At 44.4% G+C, this 15,056-nt stretch carries 17 protein-coding genes and 3 pseudogenes; 11 read left to right on the top strand and 9 right to left on the bottom strand.

Annotated elements, in window-relative coordinates:
• The first annotated feature begins 69 nt into the window (after positions 1-69).
• The 3 genes and pseudogenes from BGM27_RS16170 to BGM27_RS16160 all read left to right on the top strand — a co-directional run.
• A complete protein-coding gene (locus tag BGM27_RS16170) occupies positions 70-768 on the top strand; it encodes an aspartate/glutamate racemase family protein (protein ID WP_007410193.1) in 699 nt (232 codons plus the stop codon).
• 98 nt (positions 769-866) lie between these two features.
• Positions 867-1,291, top strand: a pseudogene (locus BGM27_RS16165) (DUF2634 domain-containing protein).
• Positions 1,284-1,448, top strand: a pseudogene (locus tag BGM27_RS16160) (baseplate J/gp47 family protein); the annotation flags it as partial. The pseudogenes BGM27_RS16165 and BGM27_RS16160, both read left to right, overlap by 8 nt.
• Positions 1,449-1,698: 250 nt before the next feature.
• Here the strand turns inward: BGM27_RS16160 and BGM27_RS16155 are convergent.
• The 4 genes from BGM27_RS16155 to BGM27_RS16140 form a co-directional block, all read right to left on the bottom strand.
• The gene (locus BGM27_RS16155) at positions 1,699-2,256 is read right to left on the bottom strand and encodes a hypothetical protein (protein WP_007410197.1); all 558 of its coding nucleotides are present in this window, start codon (positions 2,254-2,256) and stop codon (positions 1,699-1,701) included.
• Between the two features lie 95 nt (positions 2,257-2,351).
• Positions 2,352-2,930, bottom strand: coding sequence for a hypothetical protein (locus BGM27_RS16150; protein WP_020953893.1), 579 nt, complete (start codon positions 2,928-2,930; stop codon positions 2,352-2,354).
• A 224-nt stretch (positions 2,931-3,154) separates the two neighbouring features.
• A complete protein-coding gene (locus tag BGM27_RS16145; protein ID WP_014416946.1) occupies positions 3,155-3,421 on the bottom strand; it encodes a hypothetical protein in 267 nt (88 codons plus the stop codon).
• Positions 3,422-3,526: 105 nt separating this feature from the next.
• Positions 3,527-4,804: an Nramp family divalent metal transporter gene (locus BGM27_RS16140; protein ID WP_094032124.1), complete on the bottom strand. Its 1,278-nt coding sequence runs from the start codon at positions 4,802-4,804 to the stop codon at positions 3,527-3,529.
• A gap of 655 nt (positions 4,805-5,459) precedes the next feature.
• Between BGM27_RS16140 and BGM27_RS16135 the strand changes: the two genes are divergently transcribed.
• Complete coding sequence (locus BGM27_RS16135; protein ID WP_007410203.1) at positions 5,460-5,813, top strand: hypothetical protein; 354 nt, start codon at positions 5,460-5,462, stop codon at positions 5,811-5,813.
• A gap of 58 nt (positions 5,814-5,871) precedes the next feature.
• Here the strand turns inward: BGM27_RS16135 and BGM27_RS16130 are convergent.
• The 3 genes and pseudogenes from BGM27_RS16130 to BGM27_RS16120 all read right to left on the bottom strand — a co-directional run.
• A pseudogene (locus BGM27_RS16130) lies at positions 5,872-6,087 on the bottom strand (DUF2188 domain-containing protein); the annotation flags it as partial.
• A 57-nt stretch (positions 6,088-6,144) separates the two neighbouring features.
• A complete protein-coding gene (locus tag BGM27_RS16125; protein WP_007410205.1) occupies positions 6,145-6,552 on the bottom strand; it encodes a DUF5360 family protein in 408 nt (135 codons plus the stop codon).
• Positions 6,549-6,914 (bottom strand): DMT family transporter, encoded by a 366-nt coding sequence (locus BGM27_RS16120; RefSeq protein WP_007410206.1) that lies wholly within the window; start codon positions 6,912-6,914, stop codon positions 6,549-6,551. Before BGM27_RS16120 ends, BGM27_RS16125 begins: the two co-directional genes overlap by 4 nt.
• A 166-nt stretch (positions 6,915-7,080) precedes the next feature.
• Between BGM27_RS16120 and BGM27_RS16115 the strand changes: the two genes are divergently transcribed.
• The 4 genes from BGM27_RS16115 (at position 7,081) to BGM27_RS16100 (ending at position 9,186) form a co-directional block, all read left to right on the top strand.
• On the top strand, positions 7,081-7,887 hold the full coding sequence (locus BGM27_RS16115; protein ID WP_007410207.1) for an EcsC family protein: 807 nt from the start codon (positions 7,081-7,083) through the stop codon (positions 7,885-7,887).
• Positions 7,888-7,987: 100 nt separating this feature from the next.
• Complete coding sequence (gene gsiB, locus BGM27_RS16110) at positions 7,988-8,359, top strand: glucose starvation-inducible protein GsiB (RefSeq protein WP_012116853.1); 372 nt, start codon at positions 7,988-7,990, stop codon at positions 8,357-8,359.
• A gap of 133 nt (positions 8,360-8,492) precedes the next feature.
• A complete protein-coding gene (locus BGM27_RS16105; RefSeq protein WP_007410209.1) occupies positions 8,493-8,852 on the top strand; it encodes a cupin domain-containing protein in 360 nt (119 codons plus the stop codon).
• Positions 8,827-9,186 carry a DUF4937 domain-containing protein gene (locus BGM27_RS16100; protein WP_007410210.1) on the top strand — a complete coding sequence of 120 codons (360 nt, stop codon included), beginning with the start codon at positions 8,827-8,829 and terminating at the stop codon, positions 9,184-9,186. Before BGM27_RS16105 ends, BGM27_RS16100 begins: the two co-directional genes overlap by 26 nt.
• 36 nt (positions 9,187-9,222) lie before the next feature.
• On the opposite strand, the gene BGM27_RS16095 is transcribed toward BGM27_RS16100, so the two are convergent.
• Both BGM27_RS16095 and BGM27_RS16090 read right to left on the bottom strand, forming a co-directional pair.
• A complete protein-coding gene (locus BGM27_RS16095; protein ID WP_007410211.1) occupies positions 9,223-10,044 on the bottom strand; it encodes a manganese catalase in 822 nt (273 codons plus the stop codon).
• An 84-nt stretch (positions 10,045-10,128) separates the two neighbouring features.
• Complete coding sequence (locus tag BGM27_RS16090) at positions 10,129-11,181, bottom strand: TRAP transporter substrate-binding protein (RefSeq protein WP_007410212.1); 1,053 nt, start codon at positions 11,179-11,181, stop codon at positions 10,129-10,131.
• An 80-nt stretch (positions 11,182-11,261) separates the two neighbouring features.
• Between BGM27_RS16090 and BGM27_RS16085 the strand changes: the two genes are divergently transcribed.
• From BGM27_RS16085 to dctP, 3 genes are all read left to right on the top strand, one after another.
• Positions 11,262-12,884, top strand: a complete 1,623-nt coding sequence (locus tag BGM27_RS16085) for a two-component system sensor histidine kinase DctS (RefSeq protein WP_007410213.1) — start codon at positions 11,262-11,264, stop codon at positions 12,882-12,884.
• A complete protein-coding gene (locus tag BGM27_RS16080) occupies positions 12,859-13,530 on the top strand; it encodes a two-component system response regulator DctR (protein WP_003156219.1) in 672 nt (223 codons plus the stop codon). The genes BGM27_RS16085 and BGM27_RS16080 overlap by 26 nt, the downstream gene beginning before the upstream one ends.
• 108 nt (positions 13,531-13,638) lie before the next feature.
• A complete protein-coding gene (dctP, locus tag BGM27_RS16075; protein WP_007410214.1) occupies positions 13,639-14,895 on the top strand; it encodes a C4-dicarboxylate transporter DctP in 1,257 nt (418 codons plus the stop codon).
• Positions 14,896-15,056: the final 161 nt, after the last annotated feature.

The raw sequence follows: 15,056 nt of genomic DNA, 5'->3' as shown, positions 1-15,056 counted from the left end.
TAATTGTAAAGGCCTAATCTATGCCTTAAAATAACTATAATATTTTGAAAATTTTATCCGAGGTGGGTTATGAAAACTATTGGTCTTATTGGCGGAATGAGTTGGGAATCTTCAGCTGAGTATTATCGAATTATCAATGAAGAAATAAAAAAGAAGTTAGGAGGGCTTCACTCGGCAAAATGCCTTTTATACAGTGTTGATTTTAAGGAAATTGAACATTATCAATCCATAGGAGCTTGGGATAAAGCAGGTGAAGCTTTAGGTCAAGTTGCAAGATCATTAGAAAAAGCAGGTGCAGATTTTATTGTAATATGTACAAATACTATGCATAAAGTTCTTGGATATATCCAAGAAATGATCACTATACCTATTTTGCATATTGCCGATGCAACTGCAGAACAAATTATTAGACAAGACATTCGCTCAGTAGGATTGCTAGGTACTAAATATACGATGGAACAAGATTTTTATAAATCACGTATCGCGTCTCATGATATTAATGTCATTGTTCCTGATGATGATGAAAGAGAATTGATAAATAATATTATTTATCAAGAACTGTGTCTGGGTGAAATTAAACAGTCTTCCAAAAACATTTATAAGAAGATCATAAATAATTTGGTGGGTAGAGGAGCAGAAGGAATCATTCTTGGATGCACTGAAATTGGACTATTAGTAAAGGTAGAGGATTCAGAGGTGCCATTATTTGATACGACTTTAATCCATGCTCAAAAAGCAGTAAATAAATCCCTTTCGATTTCTTCTTAGAATGATTACTTCTTATATTTTAAAACCGCTCTTTAGAGCGGTTTTTATTATGGTTCATTCAATCAATAAATGGAGGACGTTATAGGAGTGATTTTTTCTTGAACCTTTCCCCAGAAATTGAATTTGATGATATTGAAGATGACAGTGAAGTAATAGAGACATCGCGCACATATAGAATTGACTTTGAAAATGGGCGAATTACTAACGAGCTGATCGCAGGGCTTGAGGAATTAAGCAATTTGTTTATATGGCCCTGTATACAGAGCGGTATTCCTATTCTATTTTCAGTCATGACATTGGAAATGAGCTTCAAGAGGTTTTTTCTGACAACGAGACAACAGACGCATATAAAAAAATGGAGATCCCGAGACTGATCGAAGAAGCTTTAATTTATGATGATCGAATTTCTTCAGTCACTGATTTTGAGATTGATAAATCAGGTAATAGGTTCATAGTTTCTTTTATCGTAGAGACAGACGAGGGCACTGTGGAGATCAAGGAGATGCTTGGCGAGGATGTTTGAAGATCAAACGTTTGAGGAGATTATGGATCGTATGCTGTCCCGTATTTCTGCGGATATTGATACAAGAGAAGGCAGCGTCATTTACAATGCGCTCGCGCCTGCGGCCGCTGAGCTCGCAAAGTCATATATTTGGCTTGATACAGTGCTGGAGCTCGTGTGATCCGGAATCATTTCAAAACGAAAGAGAAGCCCGAGGATTATTAAAAAACAATCCCTAATTTGTCCGCTTTTTTTTGAACATTTGATCTAAGATGAACATAAAGAGGGTGAATAAGAAGGACACCGTAATCATATCTATCAGAAATATATTAGAGGTTCTTTTTATTAATAGCAGCCATACCACCTGCAAAACTAAAGAAATAGAAAAATAGGATATATATGTCATGATTCTCATATTTGTTACCCCCTTAGCCTAATTTCTCTTTTGTGATCTTATCCAAATTAGTGAAAAGGATATCCAATCCCGAAAATAAGAAAGTGATGAACAATGAAAGAAGAATTTCTCCACCTTGAAATATAGATATGTTCTCAATGATATGATTGGAAACGTATTGGATTGAGAAGTAAACAGCAGCCCATGCAAAAATGAATTCAAGGATATAGGCTGACCAAGCAGGCAATGTCAAAACATGAGTCATTCCTTTTACAATTGCCGTAAGGATAAGCATATAAACTAAAGCTAAGATACTTACGACGACAGAAAATATGTATAAGTCTGAAAGTGAACCATAGATGATATATTCTCCGAAAAAATGATTTACAGTTATAGCTGCAAAATACATAACTAGGCTGGGTACAGTTATAGCCAAGAACAGGGAGAATCCAATAAGTACGATGAATGCTGCATGAGCTAAGCGGTTGGGCGGTGTATCCACGATCTCTTTTTTTAATAGAATCATAAAAATAAGAGATGAAATCACAAGGCAGCATAAGAAAGTGAGCAGAACAGTAAAAAAGACAGTCATGTGACATCTCCAATGAAAAAGTGCTATTAGAGTGAATCTAACAGCACTTTGCATTACTTCATACGTATTTTCCTGACGATCATTTATGAATGATTTTAAAATGCTTTCATTGCTAAAGTTGTCAATTGAGCGAGGTTTTTAGCCTGGCTGTCAGAAAGTCCGGACTTTTTAAGTGAAAGATAAAGATTCTTTTCCACGTCAGCCCAGCTTAAGGCGACATACTCGTTCAGCATTTTCTTTAAAACCGGTTCGATGTGTTCATTGAAAACGGATTCGAGTTCATTTCTTATTTTCTTTCCTGCTAATTTTTCAACAAGATTGAATAATTTTGTTTTATTTTTCAGCACTTCTCTGATTACATCTTTGACTGGTTTTGACACAGATGCATCGCTTTGTGCTTTAAGTCCGTAGGAAAATTGCGTATCAGTCTGATAAAAAAATGATTTGGTCGTTCCAGTGGCATTGGCAGTATTATTATGATTTTCTTTAGCTAAGGATGCGGGGACAAAAGCAGTAGTTACAAGGGCTAAAGATGCGGCAAACAGAATGCCTTTAGCTGCGTGTCTAATGGGAAATCCTCCTTTAGAAATGTAGTGTAGAGAGAAATGAAAGACTATGTATTTAGGCGGGACCGATATGATCCGCTTTGAACATTTTCCCCTCTCAGATACCATTCTATCAATAGGTATTTTTGGGGTAAATAGGATTTTAATACAGTATTTTTCTTATAATTCAAAATCTTCTTTAGTAGGATTCATTTTGGCTGCAGTTTCGATGAGATGGGACATGGGCTGGAGCTTATATAACACATGTACAGGCTGATTGAGGCGGAATCACATTATCGGAGCGGTTTATAATTTAGGGTTAATGAATAAAAATAAACAGGCGGCATGCCTGTTTATTTTCGTTTGCGTGAAAGAGCGAAGAAAAACGGGAAGGCGGAGCCGGCCAATAACGTACCGAATAAAAACATGCCCCCGATGAACACATGATAGTTCACCCCGCCGATCCAAAGCCCCGTGATTAAGGAAACGATGCTTAATGCGATCATCAAAAAGCCGGGAATCAGACGTTTCTTACCCGTTGTCCGATAAGCAAAAAGAGAACAGAAGATGCCGATGACAATCGGCACAATCCACAGATAAAAAAGGATAAATACTGACATAAGCAAAACTCCGATTTTTCTTCTATCATACCAAAAACGCCCGGAAAAAGATACGAACGGCACCCGGCGTCAAAAGAAAAACCGGCCGCAATGGCCGGTTTTTTTCTAACGGAATGAATCGTAGATCACAAACAGATTAAGCGCGATCACCAAAACCGCAATCAGCCAGGCGAGAGCCGTCACCCATTTTCGGTTCGTCAGGGCGCCCATCAGGCGTTTGTTGCTTGTAAACATAATCAGCGGCACGAGCGCAAAGGAGATGCCGAATGAAAGAACGACCTGGCTCCATACGAGCGCTTCTGTGGCGTTGACCCCCGAGATAATGATGATCATCGGCGGAATGATGGTAATGAAACGCCGCAAATAAAGCGGGATACGGTAACGGATGAAGCCCTGCATGATAATATCGCCTGACAATGTGCCGACAGAAGAGCTTGAAAGTCCTGCGGCCAGCAGCCCGATCCCGAAGAGAATGGCTGAAGCCGGTCCGATATAGTGGCCGAATTGCTGATAAGCCACGTCTAAATCTTCTACATACAGCCCGTTCTTGAAGAAAAGCGCGGCAGCGACGATGAGCATGCTTGCGTTAATCGCCCCGGCGATCACCATCGCGATGAGAATGTCAATCGTCTCGAATCTAAAAATCTTTTTCCGCTCACTATCCGTTTTTCCGACGACACGGCGCTGTGTCAGTGCGGAATGTAAGTAAATGGCATGCGGCATCACGGTTGCGCCGAGTATCCCGGTTGCCAAGAGCACACTGTCCATTCCGTCAATTTTCGGGATAAACAGCCCCTCGAGAACGGAGGCGGCGTCAGGTTTGGCAAAGAAGGTTTGCAGAGCGAAGGCGATCACCACGACGAACAGAAGTCCGGCGATGCCCGCTTCCAGCGCCCGGTAACCCCGGCGCTGCAGCTCTAAAATCGCGAATGATCCGATCGCCGCGATAATGGCCGCTTCAACCATCGGTATGCCGAACAGCAGGTTGAGTCCGAGCGCCGCCCCGATAAATTCTGCCAGATCAGTTGCCATAATCACCAGTTCACCCTGTATCCACAGCCCGGCTGATACCCATTTCGGATACCGGTCTCTGGCGATTTCCGGAAGGTTTTTACCCGTGGCAATGCCGAGCTTCGCGGAAAGAACTTGGATTAAAAAAGCCATCAAGTTTGAAAAGAGGATGACCCACAGCAGCATATACCCATACTTCGAACCAGCTGAGATATTCGTAGCGAAGTTTCCCGGATCAATGTAGGCAATCGCCGCGATAAAGGCGGGGCCTAAAAAAGGCAGAAGCCGCTTGAATCCCTTGCTTTTGCCGTCAAGTGCATCCTGCACGGCTTTTGCTTGCAGTGATTGTGCTGAGATGTCTTTGCTCATTATGTCTCACCTAAATTCCGATAGATTTTTAGCTAAATAACAAAAAGTTTCCTAGACGCAAATTATTTTATCTACATCATAAATCCGCTATTATAAGATGTCAAGTTCTTTATGTTCAATAAACCGGCACATTGATGCCCTGTTTTATCTATGATATGTATCCCGCCGAAGAAAGGTCCGAAAATGAGAACGGCATCGTTCCGGGAAAGAAGCGATGCCGTTCGCAAAGCGTGTTTCCGCGTCGGATCATGCGCGGATGCGTTGAGCGTTCTTTTAAAAAGGTGAAAAGAGGACACTTGCCTATATAACTTCACAACTTTCTGTCCGCCCAACTGATTTGAGAAAAAGACGCTGTATTTCCTCCGTTTTCCCGGGTAAATAGAATAATAATGTTTCTTTCCATTGGAAGATAAAACCTTTCTGTACCATTCAAATGACCTCCGGAAAAACTCCGGCCGCTCTGAATAAACGTTTGAATCAACGATATTTCAGTGATTCCAGTCTAATAAACCGCTGTTATCTATCAAAAAAAGAATCGGCATGGTCACTTGCGAAGAAAAGAAGTTGGAGCATTAGACTTATTTCAGTCTCCCGGGCGAAAAAGTATAATAACGTCAGGAAAGCTTTCCGGCCATATGATAAAAGAGGGGGAATTTTCTTGGTACGTCGTTTGTCGATCATTTCTTTAGCCATGATTTTTGCTGTTTCTTTATTCGCTTTTGGCGGCTCTGCATCAGCAGCAGCTTTCAAACCTAAAGCTGAACCGGACGTTTCCATTTTAGCCAGCGGGGGCACAGTCGGTATTTACGGTGCTAATATGCGCTCATGCTCTAAGGTCAGCTGTTCAACGATCACAACATTCTCAAGCGGTAAAAAAATTACTGGTTCTTGGGTAACCGGAGAATATGTTCAAGGCCACTACACCAATTCTAATAAATGGCTGAAAGTCACGTATGCAGGAGCGACAGGCTACGTTTCAGTCACCACGCTATCTTATTATTACGGTTTATAATCAGAAAAACCTCGTTCTCTTGAGAGCGGGGTTTTTCCTTTATTCCGATTCAATTTCCGCGTTTCGTTTCATCATCGTGTTTCATCAGCTGATCGATTTCTTCCTTAGAAGCGTTTTTTTTCCACTCTTTCGCCTGACTTGTCGCAATGGGAATGGCCCGTCCTTCTTCATAACCCTCATCTACCATCGCATTCGCGATTTCGATCGCTTTTTTCTTCACAGGTTCCTCGAGATTCTTCAATGATTGCGGATAATCCTTCATAGACCAAGGCATCTCTATCACTCCTTTATGAAAAGTGTTTCCCGCCTGAAGAAAAAGAAAACCGCCTCATCAAAAAGAATGACAGCTATTTTTACGAGAGACCAGCAATTTCTGAATAAAATATAAAGGATAAAGAAGCAAGTACAGATTGAATGCCCACCACATAAGATCAAAATCACCGATAAATACCCAAAAGGCTATCGCTTGCAGGCCTGAACAAAAGGTCAGCACAAGTGATATTAATGCGAAAGAGCGCCATAACGCATGTTTCCGTTTATAAAGAAACAAGCTGTACAGCCCGGTTATCGAAATGAAAATATCTAAGGGAAAGAATGACCAGTTCCAGGCCATGATCATGGCGTTATCATAATCTTTAAACACCATGTTTTTTGGAATCCACTCAAAAAAAGTAACAATCCAATAAACGATAAATCCAATATCTGTAATGAGGAAGAGAACCTTTAACCCTTTCATCATCTGTTTCTGTCCGTATGAACGCTGATGCCGTTTGATGACGTTTCACTTTCAGAAATAAAGTTTAAGGAAACGACACCGATGATGATCAGAAGAACAGAGACAGCTTTTATGACAGAGAACTGTTCATGAAAGAAAAAAATTCCGATCACGGAAATCAGCACGATCCCCATTCCGGACCAGACCGCATATGCGATGGAGACACTTATATATTTCAAAGTCAAAGTAAGAAAACAAAGGCTGCCGATATAAAACAATAACAATAAAATACTTGGGACAAGTTTTGTAAATCCATTTGATAATTTCATGCTGACCGTACCCAATACTTCAAAAATGATCGCTAAACTTAAATAAATCCATTGCATTCAACATTCTCCTTCAATCGTATTATTCAAAATTATACAATATACAGAATTTGAAGAAAATTAAACAATGGGATGTTTTCCGGATAAAAAATCCGTCCGGGTGTAAAAAGAAAACGCCATAAAGGTATACTATGAAGAAAGAAATCAGAAAGGACGTGCAGGACGGGTGACAGAAGAGCGGACAGACCTGGAAAGACAACTGAGAGACATTCAAAAATGGGAAAAGGCGCAGCAGAGGGTGATGTTCTGGCAAACATTCACCCGCTTGCCGTTTCAGCTTTTGGACAAGCTGACACCGCAATTTATTCAGAGGAAAATCGGACTCATTCTCGATGAAACGGGAACGTTTATTCAGTCAGGCGGACAGTACCTGACATCTGAAAAGCGCATCATGAAAAAGTTTCAAAAACGGCTGCCGCACGGTACATGTCAAACGCTACACGACATCCGCATTGCGCCGCTTGCCGTCATGGACGAAATCGCAGAAGCCATAGCGCGTACAAGCGTAAAGGCCGCGACGGTGCAGGGAGCCGCAACGGGAGTCGGCGGCGTATTCACGCTGGCGGCAGACATTCCGGCGATGCTCGGCCTGTCCTTAAAGACGCTGCAGGATATCGCGGTTGCTTACGGCTTTGATCCGAAAGACAAAAAAGAACGCGTGTTTATCGTCAAATTGCTACAGCTTGCATCCAGTGACGTCATCGGAAAAAAAGCGATCCTGCAAGATTTACGGCAATATGATCAAAACGACCGCGCCTATCAGCGCGTCGCCTCGCAAATCCAAGGCTGGCGGGAAGTCGTTTACAGCTATCGCGATACGTTCGCCGCGAAAAAACTGCTGCAAATGGTTCCGGCCGCAGGCATCATCTTCGGCGCGTCCGCCAACCGTTCAGCTTTAGAAAGCATCGCGGAAACAGGCATCATGCTTTATAAAAAACGCCGGATTCTAAAACGCATGAAGGATACAGAATGATAAAAAACCACCCGAAAACACATTCAATGTGTTTTCTTTGTTTAGCAGTTCTGAAATCGGGAAACCAACAACCAACACCAATTAAAGGAGGAATTCAAAAATGGCACAAGATAATAACAAAATGAGCAGAGAAGAAGCAGGTAAAAAAGGCGGAGAAGCGACAAGTAATAACCATGACAAAGAATTCTATCAGGAAATTGGTCAAAAAGGCGGAGAAGCCACTAGCAAAAATCACGACAAAGAATTCTATCAGGAAATCGGTGAAAAAGGCGGAGAAGCCACAAGCAAAAATCACGACAAAGAATTCTATCAGGAAATCGGTGAAAAAGGCGGAGAAGCCACTAGCAATAACCATGACAAGGAATTCTATCAAGAAATCGGCCAAAAAGGCGGAGAAGCCACTAGCAAAAATCATGACAAAGATTTTTATAAGGAAATCGGCCAAAAAGGCGGAAACAGACGAAGCAGCTAATAAAAGCATAAAAGGCAGACAACCTGCAGATCAAAAGCGATCCGGCGTATCAGCTGGATCGCTTTTTATTTTGGGAAAATCTTGATCTGAGCCGCCGTTGCGATACAATAAATGAAAAAGGGGTTTTTCACTCGTGTCTGACATGCTGAATTTGCTCGCTATCGCCAATAAAGTCAAAGAAAAACACGACAATTTTTCAATCGCGGAGATCAATGACCACTGTGTGCGCCTCGCAGTGTTTACGGGAGAATATGACTGGCACCATCACCCTGACTCAGATGAATGGTTCATCGTTCTGGAAGGGGAGCTGCTGATCGATTTTAAGGACAAAGAAACCGCAGTGCTCAAAGCAAATGACAGCCTGCTCATCCCGAAAGGCACGATTCACCGCACCCGCTCTTACGTCAGAACCGTGAATCTGTGTGTTGAGCATACGCGTGCGAAAACAGTCATCACAGAGGAACGTCATGCTGATCAAAAAAATTGTATGTGAAACAGAGGCTGCAAACGCTGAAGCATTTGCGCAAGCACAGTCAAGGTGGGGAGCATTATCATGTGTAAATGGCTTCGTCAAACAGACCGGCGGGTGGCGGAAAAACGCAGACGGCCTGTTCATCGCAGAGATCATCAGCGTTTGGGAGAACAGACAGGCCTATGGTGATTTTATGGAGAACGAACATGACCGCATATACGAAGAAAACGAGCAGAAGGCTGCGATTCTTTCAATAGAAGTGATGCTGTACGAGGAGGATGAACCTGTCATTCACGAGCTGTTACATCACCCGGACATCCGATACGAACCGGACTGGACGGTTCAGAAGGCATAATGAAAGCCCAAAACAGTTTGTTTTGGGCTTGTGTCTTTACTCGCGTCCGGGAAGCGTGTTGTGGACATACGGCGGGACAGGATCCAGCTTAGCTATTTCGCCGTGCGCTTTCGGTTCCTTTTCGTATTCAAATGGTTCTCCGTCCGGCGCTGTTTCCTTCAGCCAATTTTGTTCAGCGCTTTCTCCGCCATCTGAGAAATGAATAAGCTTATGGGAGAATGACTGTTTTTCCAGCGCCTTCGGGAATGTGGAAGGAACGATCGGACCTTCCTGTTCTTCTAATTCTTTAATGGCCGCAAGCCATTGGTTTTGATGCATGGTATCGCGGGCCAATAAAAAGCTGAGCATATCTTTCACGCCTTTATCATCGGTCATTTCATACAGGCGTGCGACTTGAAGCCTTCCTTGTGATTCGGCGTTCAGATTGGCGCGGAAGTCTGCCAGAAGGTTTCCGCTTGCGACGATATAGCCTGCGCTCCACGGAACGCCCGTGCTGCTCTCCGGCATTGCGCCGAGTCCTGAGACAATTGCATGATGCGGATTCATCCCGCCTAAAATGGACCCGATGACCGGATCATCAGCCGCTTGTTCCTGCTCTGCCAGCGGGGCATCTTCTAACAATCTCGCAATCATCGTCGCGATCATTTCGACATGGCCGATTTCTTCCGTCGCGGTATCCATCAGAAGATCCTTATATTTTTCATTGCCCCGTGTATTCCATCCTTGGAACAAATATTGCATGGCGACGGATATTTCCCCGTATTGTCCCCCTAAAATTTCCTGCATCTTTTTGGCGAACAGCGGGTCAGGACGATCCGGTTTAGCCGGATGCTGCAGTTTTTTCGTATGTGTAAACATGTCTCCATCTCCTTTTTTTGCTCTGTCCCTATTTACTTCCCCGGCGGGAAAAGGGATGAAACGGAGATGGGCGTATTGGTCCTGCTAAGGCTCGCGGCGCAAGGATAACAAATCCTGCACAAGCCCGCGGCCGATCACCTGTTCATATTGTCCGTAAATCGGGTCGAGGCGTTTCATCCATGTGTTCTTTTCCGTTTTGCTCAGCACATGAATATGAATGGATGAATTCTTCTTTATCTCTTCAAGCTGGTCTTTATTCATTTTCTCAGCGGAGGCTTCGTTCCATTCCGTCGTTTCTCTCATCGCCTCCGTTAAGATGGTTCTCGTTTTTTCTGTCTGCGAATTCCAGAAATGCTCGTCGGTCATCACGGCATAACCGAGGTACCCGTGATTGCTGATTGTCAAATAATCTTGAACATTATAAAATTTTTTAGAATAGATATTTGAAATCGTATTTTCTTCTCCGTCTACGAGATTGCTTTCCAATAGCTGAAACGTGGAATTAAAGGAATCCTGCCGCGGGCGCGCGCCGAGCAGACGGTACTGGTCTTCGATCACGCTGCTCGGCATGATCCTGAGCGCCTGTCCTTTCAAATCGTCCGGAGTGAAGATCGGCCCTTTATTTGACGTAAGCTGCTTAAACCCGTTCGTCCAGTACGCCAGTCCTTTCAAATGATGCTTTTCTAATGAAGCGAACAGGCGTGTGCCGATTTTGCCGTTCAGGCCTTCTTGCACGGCTTTATGGTTTGTAAACGCGTACGGCAGATCCAAAACACCCCATTCGGGAGACAGTGATCCGAGCTTTGAGGTGGAGGGAGCGATGAATTGCACGTCCCCGTTTTGGAGGGCGTTTATTTCTTCATTATCTGAATAGAGGCTCCCGTTTGGAAACACCTCTACTTTAATGGTGCCGCCGGACTTTTGATAGACCAGGTCGGCAAACTTATTCGCCGCCCGCCCTTTTGGCGTGTTTTCAGCAACGACATGGCTGAATTTGAAAACGATTTGATCTTTCAGGCCTTCCTGTTCGTCATCATAATACGGTTCTTCCGTTGAGAAACGATCATGAAAGCCGATGAATAAAGCGGTTCCGATACCGAGTACCATCAGGCTGAGACAAGTCAGCAAGCTTTTCATCGAAAACCCCCTCCGCCATTTTCTATAACAAGCATAATCGGGCGGGCCGTTTTCGTAAAGAGACGGAAAGGAAGAGGCCAATGACGAAAAAAAAGCTCACCATCCGCTGGAAAATCACCATACTTTCGTATATCGTCGTGCTTTTTACCTTTTTGATCGTCGGCATCGTGCTGATCGGCAATATTCAGCATACAGAGGAGCGCGAGCTGAAAAAACGGCTGATGAATACCGCGCGGACGGTATCTGAGATGACCGATGTCAAACGCGCCCTCGAGCAGAAAAAACAAAGGGAAGACGTGCGCCATGCGGTCGAAGAAATAAGGATCATCAATGAAGCGGACTACATCGTCGTCATGGATATGGATCATATCCGCTATTCACATCCCGTCAGCACAATGATCGGAAAGCGTTCAAGGGGTGAGGACGAAGCCGCGGCGTTCGCCGAGCACATTTATTTTTCCGAAGCAAAGGGAGAAATCGGCACCGCCGTCCGCGCTTTTTATCCCATCAAAGACCGGGATTTGAATCAGATCGGCGTCGTTCTGGCCGGTAAAACGCTGCCCGGATTCGGTGAAATTCTTCTTCAGCTGAAACATGAAATACTGTTTATCGTTCTGCTGGCGCTCGGGTTCGGACTGGCCGGCTCCTTTTTGCTGGCCCGCCACATCAAAAAACAAATGTTTTGGCTGGAGCCCCATGAGATCGTGAGAATGTATGAGGAACGGACCGCTACGTTTCATTCAATGAATGAGGGCGTCATCGCGATTGATAATCAGCATCACATCACCATTTTTAATGAAAAAGCGAAGCAGATATTCAATGTCAGACAAGAAACAGACGGCAGGCTGATCTGGGACGTGTTAAAAGATTCCCGCCTCCCTGAAATCGTCGAGCGGAACCGAGCGGTATATAATGAAGAAATCCAAGTCAGCGGAAAGGTGATTATGAGCAGCAGAATTCCGATCGTCATGAAAAAGAAGGTCATCGGAGCCGTCGCCATTTTTCAGGACAGGACGGAAGCGGCGAAAATGGCGGAAGAACTGACAGGTGTGAAAAATTTTGTCGATGCGCTCAGAGTTCAAAATCATGAACATATGAACAAGCTTCACACCATCGCGGGACTGATTCAGCTCGGAAAATCAGAAAAAGCGCTCCAGCTTGCTTTTAAGGAATCATCAGAACAAGAAAGTGTCACCGATTTTCTTCATCAGGCCATTCAGAATGACGCTGCGGCGGGGCTGCTGTTAAGCAAAATCAAAAGAGGAAAAGAGCTTGGCATTTCTGTGAAAATTGATGAAAACAGCAGTTTCTCGGCATTTCCGGAGCATGTCGACCAGCATGACATCGTCGTCCTGCTCGGCAATTTAATTGAAAATGCGTTCGGCGCATTCGAAACAGCGGACACGGAGGACAAACATATTGACATCAGTATCGAGCAAAATGATGAAGTGCTTGCTATATTAATAGAAGACAACGGAAGCGGGATTTCCGATCAGCACATCCCGCACCTTTATGACAAAGGGTTTACCGTCAATAAAACGGGAGGAACGGGATACGGCTTGTACCTCGTCAAACAAATCGTCGACAAAGGGATGGGCGTTATTGAAGTCGACACACGGCAGGGACAGGGAACGGCATTTTCTATTTTATTTCCGATGAAGGGGGAGGAATCATTCGATGGACATCAAGGTGCTGCTTATTGAAGATGATCCGATGGTGCAGGAGGTGAATAAAGAATTTATCACCGGTGTTTCAGGGTTCAGCGTCATCGCCACAGCCGCTGACGGAGACGAGGGAATCAGGCTTATAAAAGATCTGCGGCCCGGGCTCGTGGTATTAGACGTATACATGCCGAAAAAAGACGGAATTAAAACGCTCCAGGAAATCAGAAAACAAAAGCTCGAAGTAGACGTCATCATCGTCTCGGCTGCAAAAGACAAAGAAACAATCCAGCTTATGCTGCAAAACGGTGCGGCCGACTATATTTTGAAGCCGTTTAAGCTGGAGCGGATGAGACAGGCGCTCGAAAACTATAAACAATATAAACGGAAAATTGAAGAGCATGACACCATGTCGCAAGAGCAGCTTGACATGCTGCTTAAAATTCCGCAAAATCCGTCCCGCGATCTGCCGAAGGGGTTAAATCATTTTACGATGAATGAAATTTTGACCTATATGAAACAGCAGACGGAGCCGCTTTCAGCTGAAGAAGCCGCCAAAGCGCTCGGAATCGCCAGGGTGACAGCGCGGCGTTATCTTGATTTTCTTGAAAAAGACGGCCAGATTAAGCTCGACATTCAATACGGGGGAGTGGGCCGGCCGGTTAACCGCTACAAATTCGTCCGCTAGCCGAGACCAAAAAGACCAAAATGTCCGTTATGATCATAAGCTTCCCCTCTTCGTTTGAAAACGCTATCATTTTTGTATAGACGCAGCGAGAGGCAAGGGGGAGTAGGGATGAAAATTTTCAAAAATCTTACGGTGCAGGTCATCACGGCGGTTATCATCGGCGTCATTGTCGGACTCGTATGGCCTGAGGCCGGGAAGCAGATGAAGCCGCTCGGCGATACATTTATCAATGCGGTAAAAATGATTATCGCACCGATCATATTCCTGACGATCGTGCTTGGCATCGCCAAGATGGGAGACATGAAAAAAGTCGGCAAAGTCGGGGGAAAAGCATTTATTTATTTTGAAGTCGTGACCACCATCGCCCTTATTATCGGACTTCTGGTCGTCAATATCATGAAACCCGGTGAGGGGCTTGATTACAGCAAGCTTGAAAAAGGGGATGTCTCTCAGTACACGCAAAACGGGGGACAGGGGATTGACTGGATTGAATTTATCACTCACATCGTTCCGTCAAATATGGTTGACGCTTTCGCAAAAGGCGACATTCTTCAGGTCTTATTCTTTTCTGTTTTATTCGGTGTCGGCCTGGCGGCGCTCGGTGAAAGAGGCAAAAGCATTATTGATTTCTTTGATAAACTGTCGCATGTTTTTTTCAAAATCATCGGCTACATCATGCGCGCGGCGCCGATCGGCGCATTCGGGGCCATGGCCTATACGATCGGACACTTCGGCCTTGATTCCATCAAGCCGCTGGCGAGTCTGATGCTGTCTGTATACGTTACGATGTTCCTGTTTGTATTTGTCGCTTTGAATATCATTTGCAAACTATTCGGTTTCAGCTTGTGGAACTATCTCCGTTTTATTAAAGATGAACTGCTCATCGTTCTCGGCACAAGCTCTTCTGAGTCCGTCCTTCCGCGGATGATGGATAAAATGGAGCGCTACGGCTGTTCCAAATCGGTTGTCGGCCTTGTCATTCCGACGGGATATTCTTTTAACCTGGACGGCACCTCGATTTATCTGTCCATGGCGACGGTTTTTCTGGCGCAGGTGTTCGGCGTTGACCTTACCATCGGCCAGCAGGTTACGATCATTCTCGTGCTGATGCTGACATCAAAAGGCGCGGCGGGCGTAACCGGAAGCGGATTTATCGTGCTCGCCTCCACTTTATCGGCGCTTCAGGTTATTCCGCTGGAGGGGCTGGCGCTGCTCCTCGGCGTCGACCGCTTTATGAGTGAAGGAAGGGCGATCGTCAACCTGATCGGAAACGGAATCGCCACCATCATCGTAGCCAAGAGCGAAAATGAGTTTGACGAAGTGAAAAGCACACAGGCCGTTAAAGAAATGAAAACGGCGGTATAAAAGGAAAGGAACGGCATGCATCGGGCATGCCGTTCTTTTTTTCGGCCGCCATGAGTAAAAAAGATAAATTTGTTTAAATTTATTAGGAGGTGGACAAAGACCTTAGCGTCATTTTGTTATATAATTTACAATTAGAGAGTGAAAGATGAAATCTAAGGGCT

It is taken from the genome of Bacillus sp. FJAT-27001, assembly GCF_019039175.1.
Taxonomy (GTDB): Bacteria; Bacillota; Bacilli; order Bacillales; family Bacillaceae; genus Bacillus; species Bacillus velezensis.
Note: the sequence above shows the minus strand (reverse complement) of the source record. Positions and strands in the feature narration are given on the sequence as shown.